This is a genomic window from Caldicellulosiruptor kronotskyensis 2002, assembly GCF_000166775.1.
In the GTDB taxonomy this organism is placed as follows: domain Bacteria; phylum Bacillota; class Thermoanaerobacteria; order Caldicellulosiruptorales; family Caldicellulosiruptoraceae; genus Caldicellulosiruptor; species Caldicellulosiruptor kronotskyensis.
Genome location: NC_014720.1, coordinates 1122923 through 1139980, shown reverse-complemented (window position 1 = coordinate 1139980; position 17058 = coordinate 1122923). Strand labels below are relative to the sequence as shown.

At 33.7% G+C, this 17058-nt stretch carries 18 protein-coding genes; 4 read left to right on the top strand and 14 right to left on the bottom strand.

All coding sequences use genetic code 11. From position 1 onward, the window contains the following. Positions 1-44 precede the first annotated feature (44 nt). A complete protein-coding gene (locus CALKRO_RS04810) occupies positions 45-1436 on the top strand; it encodes a phosphoglucomutase/phosphomannomutase family protein (protein WP_013429964.1) in 1392 nt (463 codons plus the stop codon). 41 nt (positions 1437-1477) lie between these two features. On the opposite strand, the gene CALKRO_RS04805 is transcribed toward CALKRO_RS04810, so the two are convergent. Continuing rightward, the gene (locus CALKRO_RS04805) at positions 1478-2905 is read right to left on the bottom strand and encodes an aminopeptidase (RefSeq protein ID WP_013429963.1); all 1428 of its coding nucleotides are present in this window, start codon (positions 2903-2905) and stop codon (positions 1478-1480) included. Positions 2906-3121: 216 nt separating this feature from the next. Between CALKRO_RS04805 and CALKRO_RS04800 the strand changes: the two genes are divergently transcribed. Then, positions 3122-4336, top strand: coding sequence for an Nramp family divalent metal transporter (locus CALKRO_RS04800; RefSeq protein WP_013429962.1), 1215 nt, complete (start codon positions 3122-3124; stop codon positions 4334-4336). 60 nt (positions 4337-4396) lie between these two features. On the opposite strand, the gene CALKRO_RS04795 is transcribed toward CALKRO_RS04800, so the two are convergent. The 6 genes from CALKRO_RS04795 to CALKRO_RS04770 all read right to left on the bottom strand — a co-directional run bounded on the left by CALKRO_RS04795 (position 4397) and on the right by CALKRO_RS04770 (position 7730). Continuing rightward, positions 4397-4597: a DUF6485 family protein gene (locus CALKRO_RS04795; protein WP_013290141.1), complete on the bottom strand. Its 201-nt coding sequence runs from the start codon at positions 4595-4597 to the stop codon at positions 4397-4399. Between the two features lie 18 nt (positions 4598-4615). Beyond that, complete coding sequence (locus CALKRO_RS04790) at positions 4616-6223, bottom strand: B12-binding domain-containing radical SAM protein (protein ID WP_013429961.1); 1608 nt, start codon at positions 6221-6223, stop codon at positions 4616-4618. A 131-nt stretch (positions 6224-6354) separates the two neighbouring features. Further along, positions 6355-6831 carry a DsrE/DsrF/DrsH-like family protein gene (locus CALKRO_RS04785; protein WP_011917807.1) on the bottom strand — a complete coding sequence of 159 codons (477 nt, stop codon included), beginning with the start codon at positions 6829-6831 and terminating at the stop codon, positions 6355-6357. 17 nt (positions 6832-6848) lie between these two features. Continuing rightward, positions 6849-7073, bottom strand: a complete 225-nt coding sequence (locus CALKRO_RS04780; RefSeq protein WP_013432999.1) for a sulfurtransferase TusA family protein — start codon at positions 7071-7073, stop codon at positions 6849-6851. Positions 7074-7257: 184 nt separating this feature from the next. After that, entirely contained in the window at positions 7258-7515 is a 258-nt protein-coding gene (locus tag CALKRO_RS04775) for a metal-sensitive transcriptional regulator (protein ID WP_013429960.1), read from the bottom strand. Positions 7516-7526: 11 nt separating this feature from the next. Beyond that, positions 7527-7730 carry a 4Fe-4S binding protein gene (locus CALKRO_RS04770; protein ID WP_013429959.1) on the bottom strand — a complete coding sequence of 68 codons (204 nt, stop codon included), beginning with the start codon at positions 7728-7730 and terminating at the stop codon, positions 7527-7529. A gap of 205 nt (positions 7731-7935) precedes the next feature. On the opposite strand from CALKRO_RS04770, the gene CALKRO_RS04765 reads away from it, so the two are divergent. After that, entirely contained in the window at positions 7936-9048 is a 1113-nt protein-coding gene (locus CALKRO_RS04765) for a S1C family serine protease (RefSeq protein WP_013429958.1), read from the top strand. 30 nt (positions 9049-9078) lie between these two features. Next, positions 9079-10944, top strand: coding sequence for a hypothetical protein (locus tag CALKRO_RS04760; protein ID WP_013429957.1), 1866 nt, complete (start codon positions 9079-9081; stop codon positions 10942-10944). Positions 10945-11028: 84 nt separating this feature from the next. On the opposite strand, the gene CALKRO_RS04755 is transcribed toward CALKRO_RS04760, so the two are convergent. From CALKRO_RS04755 to CALKRO_RS04725, 7 genes are all read right to left on the bottom strand, one after another. Next, complete coding sequence (locus tag CALKRO_RS04755; protein WP_013429956.1) at positions 11029-12144, bottom strand: THUMP domain-containing class I SAM-dependent RNA methyltransferase; 1116 nt, start codon at positions 12142-12144, stop codon at positions 11029-11031. Further along, positions 12141-12452, bottom strand: coding sequence for a YerC/YecD family TrpR-related protein (locus CALKRO_RS04750; RefSeq protein WP_013402904.1), 312 nt, complete (start codon positions 12450-12452; stop codon positions 12141-12143). Before CALKRO_RS04750 ends, CALKRO_RS04755 begins: the two co-directional genes overlap by 4 nt. Before the next feature lie 102 nt (positions 12453-12554). After that, positions 12555-13451: a putative sporulation protein YtxC gene (gene ytxC, locus CALKRO_RS04745; protein WP_013429955.1), complete on the bottom strand. Its 897-nt coding sequence runs from the start codon at positions 13449-13451 to the stop codon at positions 12555-12557. 88 nt (positions 13452-13539) lie between these two features. Beyond that, the gene (locus CALKRO_RS04740; protein ID WP_013429954.1) at positions 13540-14292 is read right to left on the bottom strand and encodes a DUF6873 family GME fold protein; all 753 of its coding nucleotides are present in this window, start codon (positions 14290-14292) and stop codon (positions 13540-13542) included. Then, a complete protein-coding gene (locus CALKRO_RS04735; protein WP_013429953.1) occupies positions 14289-14840 on the bottom strand; it encodes an ECF transporter S component in 552 nt (183 codons plus the stop codon). The genes CALKRO_RS04740 and CALKRO_RS04735 overlap by 4 nt, the downstream gene beginning before the upstream one ends. Before the next feature lie 143 nt (positions 14841-14983). Next, complete coding sequence (locus CALKRO_RS04730; RefSeq protein ID WP_013429952.1) at positions 14984-16534, bottom strand: methyl-accepting chemotaxis protein; 1551 nt, start codon at positions 16532-16534, stop codon at positions 14984-14986. 38 nt (positions 16535-16572) lie between these two features. Next, complete coding sequence (locus tag CALKRO_RS04725) at positions 16573-17055, bottom strand: chemotaxis protein CheW (RefSeq protein WP_013429951.1); 483 nt, start codon at positions 17053-17055, stop codon at positions 16573-16575. Between the last annotated feature and the right edge of the window lie 3 nt (positions 17056-17058).

Here is a 17058-nt window from a genome sequence, read left to right as displayed (position 1 = left end):
TTATTATAGCACAATCATTATTTCTTTGCAGGAGGTGAAGGATCATGATAAAATTTGGCACAGATGGCTGGAGAGCTGTGATTAGCAAAGATTACACCTTTGACAATGTAAAGATTGTTGCTCAGGCAATTGCTGATTATATCAAAGAAATTGATGACAAAAGACCTGTTTTGGTAGGGTATGACACAAGGTTTATGTCAGAAGAGTATGCTCGTCTTTGCGCAGGGGTTCTTGTTGCAAACGGGATAAAGACATATCTTACAAAAAAGCCAACACCAACACCTGTTGTATCATTTACTGTCAAAAACATGAATTTGGCAGGAGCTATAATGATTACAGCAAGTCACAATCCACCACAGTGGAATGGTATAAAATTTAAAGGTGATTATGGTGGGTCAGCTCTTCCTTCTATAATTGCCGAAATAGAAAAACATTTATATAAAAATGAAGTAAAATTTGCTGAGCCTGAAAGTAGTAATCTCTTTTCTTTTATAGACCCTGATAAAGAGTATTTTGAGCACATTGAAAAGCTTGTAGATTTAAACCTCATTGCAAAATCCAAACCATTTGCAATAATAGACCCAATGCACGGTGCAGGAGTTGGATATGTAAAAACATTGTTAGAAAAATATGGAATCAAACACACCCAGATAAGAGATGAGCGAAACCCATACTTTGGAGGAGTCAATCCAGAACCTATTTATAAAAATCTTGGAAAATTAATTGATACAGTTGTCCAAAACAAAGCAGACATCGGTCTTGCAACAGATGGTGATGCAGATAGAGTTGGCGCTGTTGATGAAAAAGGAGAGTTTATTGATTCACATAGAATATATGCACTTCTTCTGAGACATTTAGTTGAAGTGAAAGGTTTAAAGGGTGGTGTTGTAAAAACATTTTCAACAACCAATATGGTTCCTATTTTGGCAAACAAGTACGGTCTCAAAATCTACGAAACACCGATTGGTTTTAAATATATCTGCGAACTTTTCTTAAAAGAAGACATTCTCATTGGTGGCGAGGAAAGCGGAGGTATTGGAATTAAAAATCATATACCTGAAAGAGATGGAATTTTGTGTAGCTTGCTGCTCCTTGAAATTATGGCATACCATCAAAAACCAATTGGTCAAATACTTGATGAGCTTTTTAAAGAAATAGGTTATCACTACTATGACAGAGTTGACCTGCATTTGCCAAACGAAATCAAAGAAAAGACGTTGAAGATGATTTCCCAAAACACAGAGTTTGCAGGCAGAAAAATTAAAGAGATTCAAACATTAGACGGCTATAAATATGTCTTTGAAGATGGCTCATGGATACTCTTCAGAGCATCTGGCACAGAACCAGTTTTGAGAGTTTACACAGAACAGTTTACCAAAGATGAGGTCAAAAGACTTTTAGATGAGGCTGTGAAGCTTATAGAGAAAATGAAATAAAAAGGGCTCATGTGGCACAAAACGCCAAGAGCCCTTCTATTTTATTCAAACTTTCTCAGAAATTTACTATAAAACTTATATGTCATATACACATCAACTTTGCTTGTTATTTCAAATGTTGAGTGCATAGACAAAACTGGAACACCTGAGTCTATTACATTTATCATTTTTCTTGCGATAAACATAGCAATTGTACCGCCACCGCCTTGGTCAACTTTACCTAAAAGACCTGTCTGCCAGCAAATGTTATTTGAATTCAAAAAGTTTCTGATTTTGCCCACATACTCTGCTGTTGCTTCAGAACCACTGTATTTGCCTCTAACTCCTGTATACTTTTCAATAGTAACACCGTGGCCAATTAGCGTAGAATTGAGCTTATCATAAGCACTTTCATATGTTGGGTCAAGGGCTGCTGCAACATCACCCGAAATTGCTGCTGAGTTTTCAAAGCAAAGAGCCAAATCAAGGCTATTCTCGTACTCACCCAATGCTTTCATTAGCTTTGCAACTGATATATCAAAAAAGCTTGCCTCAGCGCTTGATATTCCTACACTTCCTATTTCCTCTTTGTCAACCAAGTAGACTATTGCAGTCTTTTCCGGAATTTCATCAATTGAGAATATAGCTTCTGCTGCCAAAAAACTGCACGCTCTGTCATCCTGACCATATGCGCCAATTAGGCTTCTGTCAAGTCCCACATCACGCGCTTTTGCAGCCGGCACAACTTCAATGTCAGCTGAAATAAGATCTTCTTCTGTAATACCATATTTTTCATTCAGAATCTTCAAAACATTAAGTTTTACTTTTTCTTTCACCTTCTCATCATTAAACGGCATACTTCCTATGAGCACATTCAAGTTTTCAGCGGGAATTGCCTCGCTTGCCTTTTTCTGAAGCTGCTCAGAAGATAAGTGAACAAGAAGGTCTGTTATATAAAAAACAGGGTCATTTTCATCTTCACCAATTGTAATCTTTACTTTTGAACCATCACTTTTCACAACAACTCCGTGGATGCTAAGTGGTACATTTACCCAGTGATATTTTTTAATGCCACCATAGTAGTGTGTCTTCAAAAGAGCAAGCTCACTTGACTCATATAGTGGCTTTGGTTTTAAGTCAAGTCGTGGAGAATCTATATGGCTACCTATCAGATTAAATCCTTCCTTTAAAGGCTTTTTGCCTATATGAGCAAACAAGATGCTTTTGTTATTGTTGACAAAATATACTTTATCACCTGGCTTTAATTCTTGGATATTATTGTTAAATTCTTTATATCCTTTTTCTTTAGCTCTTTCTATGAAATATTCAACAACTTCTCTTTCTGTCTTTGCACAGTTCAAAAAGTGCTTATACTTTTCTGCCAAATCAAAAACAAAAGGCTTTTCTTCTTCTTTTAAAACTTCCCATGCATTTTTTGAAGTGTAGGATAATTTTTCATAAAGCTCCTGGCCATAAGACTTTTCGTTCATTTTCATAACCTCCAATGTCTTAATGTCGAAAATTCAAATTTTTATACAATAAATATTTCTTCTGCTTCACACAAACTATGATATCACAATCCTCTTTTTTTGGGTATTAATTTTAATATAAGAGTTTAAGAATAAGATTTCCTATTTATCATTCACCACTTTAGAAGATATTTCATAAAATTACTTTAAGAAGAAAGGTGTGAAAGGCAGCACAAAATGAAAAACGCAAGAGAAATACTTAAATACATAGGGCCAGGTCTTCTTGTCACAGTGGGATTTATCGATCCCGGAAACTGGGCATCAAACGTGGCTGCTGGCAGTAGCTTTGGTTTAAATCTTTTGTGGGTAGTTTTACTATCCACCATAATTTTAATAGTGCTTCAGCACAACGCAGCTCATCTTGGCATTGCAACAGGTCTTTGCTTGGCTGAAGCAACTTCAATCTATCTTAATAAATCTCTTGCCACAGTTGTGCTTTCATCTGCCATGCTGGCAACAGTTTCAACTGCTATGGCAGAAATCTTAGGCGCAGCAATTGCCCTTGAGATGCTTTTTAAAATTCCTATTAAGCTTGGATGTTTAATCATCCTGCCTTTTACTATATTTTTCTTATTTTCTAACTCATATAAAAAGGTTGAAAGGTGGATAATTGCGTTTGTGTCGCTGATAGGTCTTTCCTTTTTGATAGAACTTTTTCTTGTGAAGGTCCCTGTAAAAGATGTTGTCTTTGGCTGGATAACTCCAAGCATACCTTCTGGTTCATTGGTTGTGGTTCTTTCAATCCTTGGTGCAGTTGTCATGCCACACAATTTGTTTTTGCACTCTGAAATAATTCAGAGCAGGCAATGGAATACTCAAGACGAAAAGTTAATAAAACATCAGCTCAAATTCGAGTTTGTTGATACACTTTTTTCAATGTTTATAGGATTTTTAATTAACAGCAGTATGATTATAATAGCTCATGCAACCTTTTACTCAAAAGGTATTGCTGTTGAATCGCTGCCACAGGCTCAGCAGATGTTAAAACCCATTTTGGGAAGTTTCTCTGCAACAATTTTTGCATTCGCTTTATTGCTTTCTGGCATCTCCTCAAGCATAACAGCTGCATATACAGGTGGAACTATCATGGCAGGACTTTATAAAAGGCCTTATAATATTGAAGAGCTGCCAACTAAAGTTGGAATTATCATTCCATTGGTGTTAGCATCTATCATAATACTTTTTATCTCAAACCCTTTCAAAGCTCTGATAATCTCACAGATGCTCTTGAGCTTGCAGCTGCCAATTACAATCATTCTTCAAATATACCTGACGTCATCCAAAAAAGTTATGGGTAAATTTGCAAACTCTTTAGCAGATAAAATAATTCTTCTGATTGTGGCAGCTTTAGTAATAGGACTTGATGTTTTTCTGCTCATCACATCTTTATAAAAAATAAAAGCGGGCAGATGAAAGTAAAAATCTGTTGTCTGCCCACTTTTACTTCACTTTTTATTTCCTTGAAGAATAGTCACGAATGAAGTTTTCTATTGAACGGTCATATGTTCTTTCTGCTTCTTTTGAAAAATAGCAGGCAGGGAGCTGTCCATTTTTCCTGTGATAGTGCAAACACTCGCAGCATCTTCCCTTTCTTGAACACGGTTCATAAGTACATGTGCAGATTGAAAGGTTTTTTGAAAGTGTACACTCCATATTACCCTTTCCTCCTTTTCACTGAAGTTTTATCTTCTTTATTTTTTCTCCAAAAAAGATATATAAAAAATTCCCTTTTTCAATACTATTATCTTCTACAAACCTTTCGATGTCAAATTCAAATATGCAAGCTCTTGATCTTCTTATAATCTCTTTTGGTTCTCCGATATCTTGGTATTCTTTAGCTTGATATATTGCATGTTTAATTCTTTCTTTTTCCTCTTTTGTCATTGCCAATTCCTCAGGCAAAAATTCTTCCGGAAACCTTCTTAGAATGTCAAATCTGAACAAACTGTTCAATATATTTGTGTCTAAAACAAAATTATCTTTAATGATTCTGTAAAGCTCTTTTATAAACTCTCTTGTGTTTAAACTACTATCCATTTTACTTGAGAGTTTTTCAAAAAATTCTGATGGAGAGACTATTTTAAAGATATATCTTAAAGTAAAATATAGGTACTGCCTGTTGTAAACTTTGTCTATTAAATCTTCTATCTTTTTAAGCTTATAAATCTCTTCAAAGCTAATAAAGCTATTTGAGATAACCTCATATGGTGGGTCTTTGAAAAATTCATAATTGTATTTAGTTGCTTCATTTCTTATCTTTGTTCCTTTTAACATCTTCAAAAACCCAAGCTGAACTTCATCGGCAAAATACAATATGGTCTTGTCAAGACTTCTTTTAAAACTCAAAAAATCTTCATATGGCAAGCCCGCTATTAAGTCAAGATGAACAATGGCCTTTTTGTTCTCCATAAGCTTTTTCAAGTTTTTATCAATTTTATCTATGTCAAAAAATCTATCTATTGCATCAAGAGTTTGTGGATTGAAACTCTGAAGACCTATTTCAAGTCTGAAAAGGTCATCTTTAGAATTATTTATTGCACTGATAATGTCATTGTCTAAAAGTGTTGGGTCTATTTCAAAGTGTACTTGAGTAGCTTGAGACTTTTGTTTGCAAAATTCTATTATTTTTATTGCTCTTTCTTTGTTTGCATTAAATGTCCTGTCAACAAACTTTATGAGTCTTACCTGTTTTTTAAAAAGATAGTCAAGCTCTTCAAAGACCTTTTCAAGTGGCGCAAATCGAACACCTTTTTCAATGGAAGAAAGACAATACGAACATCTAAAAGGGCAGCCTCTGCTGCTTTCATAATAATAGATTCTGCTGGTGTCTAATTTTTCATCTTTGTATGCAAAAGGAAGCTTACTCAAATCAAATGGAGGATATTCTTTTTGAGTATATTGCCTGCCAGCTGCAATATGCTCACACAAATCTAAAAAAGGATACTCTCCTTCTCCTCTGATTATTGAGTCTACAAATTTCCACTCTTCAAGGCTGTCAAAATACACCTCTGGCCCGCCAAGAATTATTTTTATGCTTTTTTGCGCCTTTTTTAATCCTTCAACAAGCTTTTCAACATAGCTTCTGTTCCAGATATATGTTGAAATTGCAACATATTCAGGTTTTTTACTCAAAATTTCATAAAGTACATCCTGCAAAGGCTGATTAATATTAAACTCAATATACTCACATGGATAGTTGTCTTTGCAGAGCTGATAAAGGTATCTTACCGCTAAATTTGTATGAACATACTTTGAGTTTATTGCAACAAGCAGTATCATAGCGATTTTCCTTTCTGATACTGAAAAACTTTTTATTGCTCCATTATTATATCACAGTTTTGATTTCAAAAGAGCAAAAAAAACAAAAAGGCAGGGTTTTTCCTGCCTCTATTAGTTAAGATTCCCCTAACTTAGATAAACAGATTCACACCTGCTTCGCTCGCCTCACCAAGGTATGTGGCAACACCGCCAATCTCAACACCATCAATTAATTCTTCTTTTTTTATTCCCATAACATCCATAGACATTGAACATGCAACCATCTTTATACCAAGCTCTTGCGCCTGTTTTATCATCTCAGGTAACATCATCACATTTTTCTTTTTCATCATATATTTCATAAGCTTTGGACCAATCCCTAAAAAGTTCATCTTGGAAAGCGGGAGTTTTTCAACCCCTTTTGGCATCATAGCACCAAACATTTTTTCCAAGAAAGATTTGCCCTGTGCCTTCTTCTTAGCATCTCTTAGAACATTCAAACCCCAGAATGTAAAAAACATTGTGACCTCATCACCCATTGCAGCAGCACCAGTTGCAATTACAAATGCTGCCATAACCTTATCCATATCGTTTGAAAACACAATGATTGTCTTTTTGTCTTCTCTCATAATCTTCTCACCCACTTTTAAGCCTTTTTAATCTTTGCTTGAATTACACCATTTTCTTCTTTGAGCTCCAAAAGCTCATTCTTTGTCTTTTTACACCAGCTCTCAACATCACGTTTGAACGCTGGGTCTGTCACTTCAATTGTTACAACATCTCCACTTTGTGCTTCCTTCATTTGTTTAAAAAGCTGAGTAATAGGTCCTGGACACTGAAGTCCTTTTGCATCAATAAAATATTCTGCCATTTTAAATACACCTCCATAAATTTTTATTTTTACCTTTTATATTGTTACCCCATTTTCATGAGATTTATTTAACAAACTTCTGCAAAAAAATTTTTTTAAAATTAGATTGTTAAAATAATAACATTCTTAAACACAAAAACTTTTAAGGATTCAAAAGGAGAAAAATAGATATCAACTTTACCTTTCAACTTAAAAACTTCATCATGATATTCAATATTTTTTGGACCTGAGCCTTGTTCTTATCATCTGACAAGCACTTTTCAGCATGACTTTCTATTATATAATATCCCACTTTTTCCAAAGCTTTCTTGACAGCAATTATCTGGAGCATAATCTCTTCACATTCTTTTTCTTCTTCTACCATTTTAATAATTCCTTCTATGTGACCTTTGATATTTTTAAGTCTTGAAAGAACCTCTTCTTTCCTTTCATTCTCAGACACCTCAGAGTCACCTACTCTTCAACCAACTTTATAGCTCCCTGCGGACAAAACCTTACACATACACCGCATCCAGTACACTTTTCCTTGTCAATTTCAATCTCTACATCAAAAAATCCTCTTACATTTCTTTTTATTGCACCAAACTTGCACGAACGCGAAGCAGGACAAAAAGGAGACCTATCACACATGCTTTTGTTCAATACTGCTTTTCTCATTATTCTGTATATTCTCCTTCCCCAACAAATTTATCCCCTATACCATGGGGGTGTATTGCATTCACAAGTTATATTATAAAGCAAAAGATAAAAATAATCAAGTATAAAAATTGCAACTAAAATTTTTTATTTTAATAGATAACATTTTTGGCTAAAATACGTTATAATTATATGGTGACAAATTCTTTTGATGGGAGGTTCTGCAATGAGAAAAAGTATAAAGATATGGCTGGCTGGATTTATTGTAATATTTATTCTTTCAAACATTGTATTTGCCCAGACTATTGCCGTGACTTCAAAAGAGATTGACGGAAAAACCTACGTTGATATTGATTCTCTAAAAGACTTTTTGAACTTTGATTATACCAAAACTCAAAATAGCGTAATAATCCAGAAAAAAGACCTGTCCATAAGTGAGGTCATTGACAAGGTAAACAAGTCTGTTGTAGCAATCATAGGTGACAGCAAAAAGATTAAAGCAGACGACTTTTACTACAGCAAAATCCCAGCTGGACTTTCTCACGGATCTGGTGTTGTAATTGATAAAAATGGACTGATTTTGACAAACAACCATGTTGTTGAAGATTTAAAACAGCCTTATGTTATCTTTTACGATGCCAAGGCTTACAAGGCAACTGTACTTTACAGTGACAAAGAAATTGACCTTGCAATTTTGAGAGTTAACCGAAGAAATCTTACCCCAATTGAAATTGAAAATCCGAAAAATATTTATGTGGGTCAGGAAGTTTTGGCAATAGGCACACCGCTTTTTTTAGGATGGCGAAATAGTGTCACAAAGGGAATAATAAGCGGACTTAATAGACCTGTAGATGAAGTCTATACATTTTTGCAAACAGATGCAAGCATCAATCCAGGTAACAGCGGTGGCCCACTTGTTAATATGCAGGGAAAACTTGTAGGGATAAATACTCTCGGTATTGATTACTGGCAGGGAATTAACTTTGCAATTCCTGCAGAGAATATACTTTATTTCCTTGACCACTACAAAAAGTTTGGTAGAATCAAAAGATGTTACTTAGGTCTTGAGTTTGAAGACAGTTGGCTCTCGTATGTTGGGCTTCCGTCTAACCTCGGTCTTAAAATTATAGATGTAAAAGCTGATAGTCCTTTAAAAGGATTTGCTCAAGAAAATGATATACTTGTTACAATTGACAGCTACCCTATTAATTCTATTGCAGAATACAATCAAACTCTTATGAAATATCTTCCTGGTGACAAGGTAAAGATAAAAATCAAAAGAAATGGCAAAATTCTTGAAAAAGAAGTCATTTTGAAAGAGTGGCCAACAAACAAATAGTTAAAAATATATAGAAAGGGTGGTAGTTATATGTTAAGAAAGTTAAAAACAGTAATTTGTATTTTTACAATAGTTGCTTTTGTGCTGACCTCTTCTATCTTCGCGCTTGCACAAGAAGATAGTGGCGTAATTGACTTTTATACAGTCTTTTCAAAAGATGACGTCAATAAGAACAGGGTTGGAAACAGTGTTTACAACTGGTCTATCTATATGCCACAGGATGCCTATATAAACAAAGACCCAAAAGGAAGCTATTTTTCAATGTCAAGCAATAGTTACAAGGCAAATATTAATGTTGAGGCAATTTTAAACAAAGAAGGCTATACATCATTAGATGAGATTTTGCTGTATGGTCAAGATTTAATTTCAGGTTATTATTCGGGTTCAAAGCTATATTCGCTTAAAAAAGGAAAAGACAAGCAAGGTCAAGAATATATTGAAGCCACAAGTGTTTATACCGACTCCTTTTATGTATTTGTTGACGAAGAAGAAAGTTCTGGTACTTTCAATCTCATACGAATTTATTTGAGCAAAAATAAAAGATACAACTACATTTACAGACTTACGATTAGCATGGATTTAAATTTCTATTCACAACACCAAAATCTTTTATACAAGATTGCTGATTCTTTTGAAACAAACTTTGACAGAAACAATCCCAACATAAAAGATTTAGCAGACAACGTAACATCGTGGAGAGTTCACAAAAACACAAGTTATGGATGGCAGATTGATCTTCCACCCTATTGGAAATCTACAGACATTTATAATCTTGAGTACAATTCATCAACACAATCATTTGCTCCACTTTATACAGATGAGGAGATGGGAATCTCAACCCAAAAACAGCAGGATACCTCAAGTATAATACCTTCAGATAGTCAGCAGGAATATGACGAATATCTTTCTGTCAGTTTTGTGACAAACTCGAATGTCAGTTTTGACAAATGGGTTTCTCAGGAAATAAAAAGTATTGAGCTTTACAATAAAGAACTTTTAAAAGTCATCTCATCCAAAAGTTTAAATATTGGAACAAGCAAAGCAAAAATTTATGAACTTAGAATCAGAAAAAGCCTTAACAAGACGTTTGTTGAAAAAAGACTTTATGTTGACTCAAACAATAATAAATATGTGGTAAGACTGTACGCTGCAGAAGAAAAATATAACAAAGATAAGCAAAAATATGAGAGGATAATAAATTCATTCAAAGTATTGCCGGCAAAAAGCAGATACTTTGATTCTATTCTTTGGTCTGGAGATTTGAAACCACAAAGCAGTTTGAAAACCATAAAACTTAACAAAGCTCCATTTGAAATGAAGATTTCAAAGGATTACAAAACAAATATGCCATATTACTACTATAGCTACTTTAGTCAGATAATAGGAACCTCAATTCCATCTGCACAGGGTATTTCAGACATTGAAACAGTGATGCTTTACAATACTCCATACTCAATCTTGACAATAAATGGTGGAATAAACGTAGACCCTGCCGAAAAAATTATAAAAAACACTATGCAAGCATGGGTTGAAAGCAATGAATACAAGAGCAAAACTGTAAATATGAGCTGTTTGAAGTATATTGATAAAAATCTTTCTATTTATAAGTTTACTTATGTCTATAACATTTCTAAGCTTTCAGAACTTGCAAAGGGAAATCCAAATAGAGACTTTAATTTCATGAATCTTCAGAATAGAATTATTTATATGATAAAATACAATCAATATTATTACACCATCGACCTGTCAATTCCTGTTTTGTATTATAATAGCTATACAGTTTCTGACTTTGAGAACTTTGTGAAAAGCATAAAGATAGACAAGATTGAGTTTTCAAAGCTGAATATAAAATTTGTAAAAGAGGATTTGGAAAAATTTAAGAAAAAAGAGGAATAAAACTATAAAGGGCTTGCCAAAATACATATGCTTTTTTGGGACGGCAAGCCCTTTTTTATTTACTTTAGTTTTTAACTCATTTTATCATAACTGAAAATAGAAATAAAGATATGTTTTTATCTTACCATTGTAAAGCTTCCTATTCTTGTCTGCTTTTCTGCCAAATGCTTTTTCAATTTTGCTATACGCTGATAACACAAAAAAGTGCCAGTTATCAAATGTTTTAAGACATCTACCAAAATCTCTATAAAGCTCAAATATGTTTATACCATCAATCCTCTCTCCATACGGTGGGTTTGTCACAATTATACCTTTTTCTGAAGGTTTTTTAATTTTCCTTGCATCTGCCCTGAAAAATCTTATGTCTTTATCTACACCAATCTCCTTTGCGTTTACCTTTGCAATGTGTATCATATTCTCGTCAATATCTGAAGATAGTAATTCAAATTTTTTTTGATAGTCAATTCTCTCAATTGCCTCAAGCCTTGATTTTTTCCATATCTGCGGTGAAATAAATCCATTTTCTTCAGCCAGAAAGGTTCTATTAATACCAGGAGCTATGTTTCTGGCAATCATTGCTGCTTCAATTGCTATGGTTCCAGAACCACAAAATGGGTCCCAGAATACTTCTTCATCGTCTTTCCATTTGGCAAGCAGGATTAAAGTTGCTGCTATGTTTTCTTTCAAAGGCGCTTTAGAAATAAGCTTCCGATAACCTCTTTTGTGAAGAGAATCGCCTGTTGTGTCAAAAAGCAGATAAGCAATGTCATTTATCATGGCAATTTCTATTTTGAAAAGCTGTCCAGTCTCTTCAAGCAAGTTTACATTGTATTTTGATTTTAGTTTTTCAACTATTGCTTTTTTAGTTATAGACTGACATGCCCTTATACTAACCAGTTTAGACTTTTCTGTCCTGCCAGTTACCAAAATCTTTGCATCTTTTGGCAGTATTTCATGCCAAGAGTAGCTGTACACTCCATCAAATAGTTCATCAAAAGTCTGAGCTTTGAATTTATTTAAGATAGCAAAAATTCTGTTTGGCGTTCTTAAATTTATATTGATCTTGGGTATGTCTTCAAGCTCGGCTGACACAAAAATCCTTCCATTTTCAACTTTCAAGTTTTTATATCCCAGCCTTACCAGCTCTTCCTTTGCAACCGACTCTGTACCTAAAGGCGTGGCAACAAAAAGTTCTATCACTTTTCATCATCCAATCTTGATTTTTGTTTAAGTCGTAAAAGCACTGTTTTATAGCCGTCAGCTCCATAGTTTAGACACCTGTTTACTCTGCTAATTGTAGCAGGAGATGCCCCCGTTTTTTTTGTAATATCACTATATTTTGCACCCTCAAATAGAAGCTTTGCAACCTCAAATCTTTGAGAAAGCTCCTGAATCTCTCTTACCGTGCACAAATCTTCAAAAAAATTATAACATTCCTCTACTGTTCTCAGTTCAAGTATTGCTTCAAAAAGATGGTCTGTCATCTCATTCTTAAGTTTTTCATTCATATACTTTATACACCTCTTTGTAACCCCGCTTACTACTTCTCCTCTTTAAGATTATATCACTTTAAATAATTGAAGTAAACAGGACAAAACAAAAGTGAGGAACTATTCCTCACTCTTGGACGAAAAACTATCTCCGTATTTTATCTTGCAAGAAGTGCAAAATTGAAGTTTTTTATCAAATACAAGAGAGAGAATTTCAAGTATATCCGCTGGAATAGTTGTATCCTGGTGTTTGTGAAAAATAATATTTTGAGGGGAGAGTGAAATTAGTCTACTTAGAAGTATATCTTCTTTTGAAAGATTTAACTTAAAATTTCTTGATAAAAGCTCATAAAATTCGTCTTTTATCTCATTTCCTTCTTTATCAAGGATCAAATACATTTTAGCAGTCGGGATAACATCTACATGTTCTATCTTTGATTCTTGAATGTCTGTAAAATATCTTAGAAGGTTTATAAACTGAAAGTATTCCCTTTCCAGAAGGTATTTATTTGTAACATCTTCCACAATATTTTGAATTGTCTTTATATATTCTTTTAATCTGAAGGTCAAAAAACCTTCAAAATTAAATTCAAAGTTAGAGTCTAAATAGTCAAGTACCTTTTTTATTATTTCGAATTTTACCTTTGAAAAGCTCTGGGCACTTGTCAGTTCATTTAATCTTTTTTGACTTTCTTGATATATTTTCTTTGCTTCTATTTCATCTAAAAAATAATAATCTTGTTTTATTAGTTTAAAAAGAAATTTTTCTCTGGTGTACTCAATTATTACATTTGCTATTGCATCAGCAACAAAATATTTTACTCTCTCATAAGCATTCAAATCGAAATTTTTTTTGAGTTCATCGTCGCTTAAAAAAATACCATAAAATGTGATACTACCACATTGATTTGGTTCAATAAAAAGTCCTTTCACATTTTTATTCCTATCCAGCTGTTTTTTTAAACCCTCATATACAAAAACAGGATCGTCTGCCACTCCCAAACTCAATATTTGCATTTTCTTCACATCCCTGAATATAAGCTTTAACTTTTTAGCACAATAATAAATATACCCTCAAATACTCTTTTTCAATATGCTCTTTTTTCTACTCCTGACACAAAGGAATGATAGAACCTATATCTGAAAGCTGTAAACCCGCCACATTCAAGATATCAATATCATACTTTTTAAGAAAATTTTTTATACTCAAATAATCTGGATGCATTGAAATATCGCCATTAAAAGCCATAATATTTTTGCTAATTAACCCACCACAGCCGCCAATAAAACCATAGTTAAGTCCTTCTAATTTAATAAAGCCTGGCGATATAAGTAAGCTATCTATTCCATTTTCTAAAGCTTTTTTGTAAATTCCTTTATCAGAGGTAATAATTGCATTTGAATTTACAATCAAGATTGAACATTTACTATACCCTTGTTTTATATGAATCCTTTGAAGGTTATCATCTTCTATTCTTTTTGCTACTATTCTATCAGTAAATTTAAAATTGTGAAAGACTTTTGTACCAACTTTTGCGATATTGTACTTTACATCCTCAGGATATTTTCCCAAAACAGCTTTCTCTCCAAATATTATATTAAATCCAAGCTTTTTCAGTTCCTCTGTGGTTTTTCTTGGTGAGTTGGGAGCGGCATAGATTAAGTTGTCTTCATAGTGAAAATAAAATATATCAGGGTGAGAAGATATCGCAGGATAAACATCGTCACAGTTTTCACATATTATTATTTTTATACCTAAATCTTCTAACGTATAGATAAACTTATCGTACGCTCTTTTGTCAAGCAAAATGTGTGTAGCTTTATTTTCTGGTATATATGGAAATTTTAAGTATTTCAAATTCTCATCTTCCCGATAAATTTATTATTATAAACAGGTACAGCTAATATTATGGAAATTATTGCGGACAAAACACCCTGAAGTAAATTAAAAGGCAAATTCGCAAGAGCAACTTTAAGCCCAAATTGTAAGTTTCTCTTAATATTTAATGCCGATGATAGATATTTTAACACACAAGCTTCTGACAAAAAATATCCCACTGCCATAAGAATGCCACTTAGCATTGTCGAAATAATAAAAGATGCCCACTTTTTCTTTCCTTCTATTTTCTCGAAAATCAGTCCACAGATAAAACCTTCAAGTCCTTTGATGACAAAAGTAAAAGGAGCATAAATGGTATAACCAGAAACAATATCCGCAAGGGCAGAACCAAAACTTCCGCCCATAAAACCTATACTTTTACCAAACAAAATAGAAGAAAGCATTATCACAACATCGCCAATGTTAAAATATCCTGCCATAAGCGGTATCTTTATTGTAAATGTTAAAACAAACACAAGAGCAATTATTACCCCAGAAAATACCCAAAACCTCACACCGTTTTTCATATAATCACCTCTTCAATAATATTTCTACTTGCCTAATTCTACACAAAAAGATTCAAAAATCAAATCTTTAAAACCAAAACTGTATCGATACAAAAATAAAAGGAGCTGGTTTTCCCAGCCCGATTAGTTTTTCACTATTTTCATTAGCTTCTTGTCTTAAATCTTTCAACAAGATTTTTAAGAACATCTGCCTGGCTGAAAAGTTCTTCTGAAGCTGCAGCTGTCTCTTGAGAGTTTGCTGAATTGCTCTGTACTACATTGGCAACTTGGTTTATCCCCTCTGTAATCTGTGCTATTGCTTCAGACTGTTCTTTTGAAGAATACATTATATCATTCATAATCATGGCCATTTTATCGATATTCTTTGTAATCCTATCTAACGAGGTGTATGTCTGTTTTGCAATACTATCTCCCACTTCAATCTTTTTGATGGTAGATTCAATAAGACTACTTGTCTCTTTTGCAGCATTTGCACTCCTTGTTGCTAAGTTCCTTACCTCTTCGGCTACAACAGCAAACCCTTTTCCATAGCTTCCTGCCCGTGCTGCCTCAACCGCAGCGTTAAGCGCTAATATATTTGTCTGAAAAGCAATTTCATCTATCGTCTTGATTATTTTTGATATATTGGATGAGGCAGCATTGATTTCTTCCATAGCTTTCATCATTTCTTCCATTTGCTGCATACCTAATTTTGCATCATCTTTTATTTGATTGGCAAAATTAGTTGCTTCTTCTACGTTTTTACTATTTTGTTTCGTCTGCGCAGACACCTCTTCTATTGAAGCATTCAGCTCCTCTATAGAACTTGCTTGGTCAGTTGCCCCTTGAGCAAGGCTCTGGCTTGCATCTGCGAGCTGTTTTGCACCAAGCGCAACCTGTTCTGCTGATGACTTTACTGAATAGATAAGCTGGGATAGTGATTCTATCATCTTAGAAAAAGCTTCTGACAAAATTCCAATTTCATCCTTAGAATCAACACTTACATCAACTGTTAAATCTCCTTCTGCAATCTTCTGGGCAGCTAAAACCATTTTAGAGATAGGTCTGCTAATTGCATAAGAAATAACCAGACCTATAAAGAGAGATATTGCTATGCACAAAATAACTATTATCACCATAGACGTTACTGTACTTTTTGCAAGGGCATTATTTTGAATGTTTAACTTTTCGATGTACTTTTTTTCAAGGTCATAGAGAGTCTTAATTGAGTTTTGAACATCACTTACAAGCTGAGCTGAACTTTGTTTGAACAAAAGATCAACTGCTGCTTTTTTGTCACTTTTTGCAAGTTCAATTATTTGATTTGTTAACTTATCATATTCATCAAATAAAGAATTCAACTTTTGATACTCTTGTCTTATGTCCTCTTCATTTATCAGTTTTGAAAAATCCTCAAGGTTTGTTTTGTAAAAATCATTTATCTCATCGACCTTCTGAAGATAAGAATTCATCTCTGCAGAATTTCTCGCAAGTAAAATATTTCTGTAGTTAATACGCTGTCTTTCAAAACCTTCAAGCACATTGCCAATTGCAATAAATGCTTTAACATTACTCTGATAAACCTCTGTATAGTCATTGTTTATTCTGTTGATATTTGTAACAGCTATTGTACCCATGAAGAGTATCAAAATCAAAACAATTCCAAACCCCGCCAAAATCTTAACAGAAATTTTGAGATTTTTAAAGAGCTTCATAAATTACCCATCTCCTTTCATTTATTTCATTTATTTTTTTAGAGATTTATCCTATCAGGCTTGACAAAAGTTTCACAATCAAGTATTAATACAAGCCTTTCATTTAAGCTTGCAACACCTCTAAAAAATCTTTCATCTACCTTTTCATATGTTTGTGGCAAAGGACTAATTTGGTCCTTGTTTATCACAGCAACCTCGCTCACATGGTCAACAATAATGCCAGCCAAAAAATCATCTATGCTTGTGACAATTACACAAGTTCTTTCGTTGTACTCCTTTTGAGGCTTTGAAAGTCTCATTCTTGCATCAATTACCGGAATGATTTTACCCCGCAAATTAATTATTCCTTTAACATATTCTTCTTGATTTGGCACATAGGTTATTGGCAAAAGACCAATTATCTCTATAACATACTTAATTTCTATCCCATAGAATTGGTCATCCACTTTGAATATAAGGTACATATCTTTCATAGCTTCTTCAAATTCATCCACTTTGCTATGCAGCAATTCTTTCTGCACTTT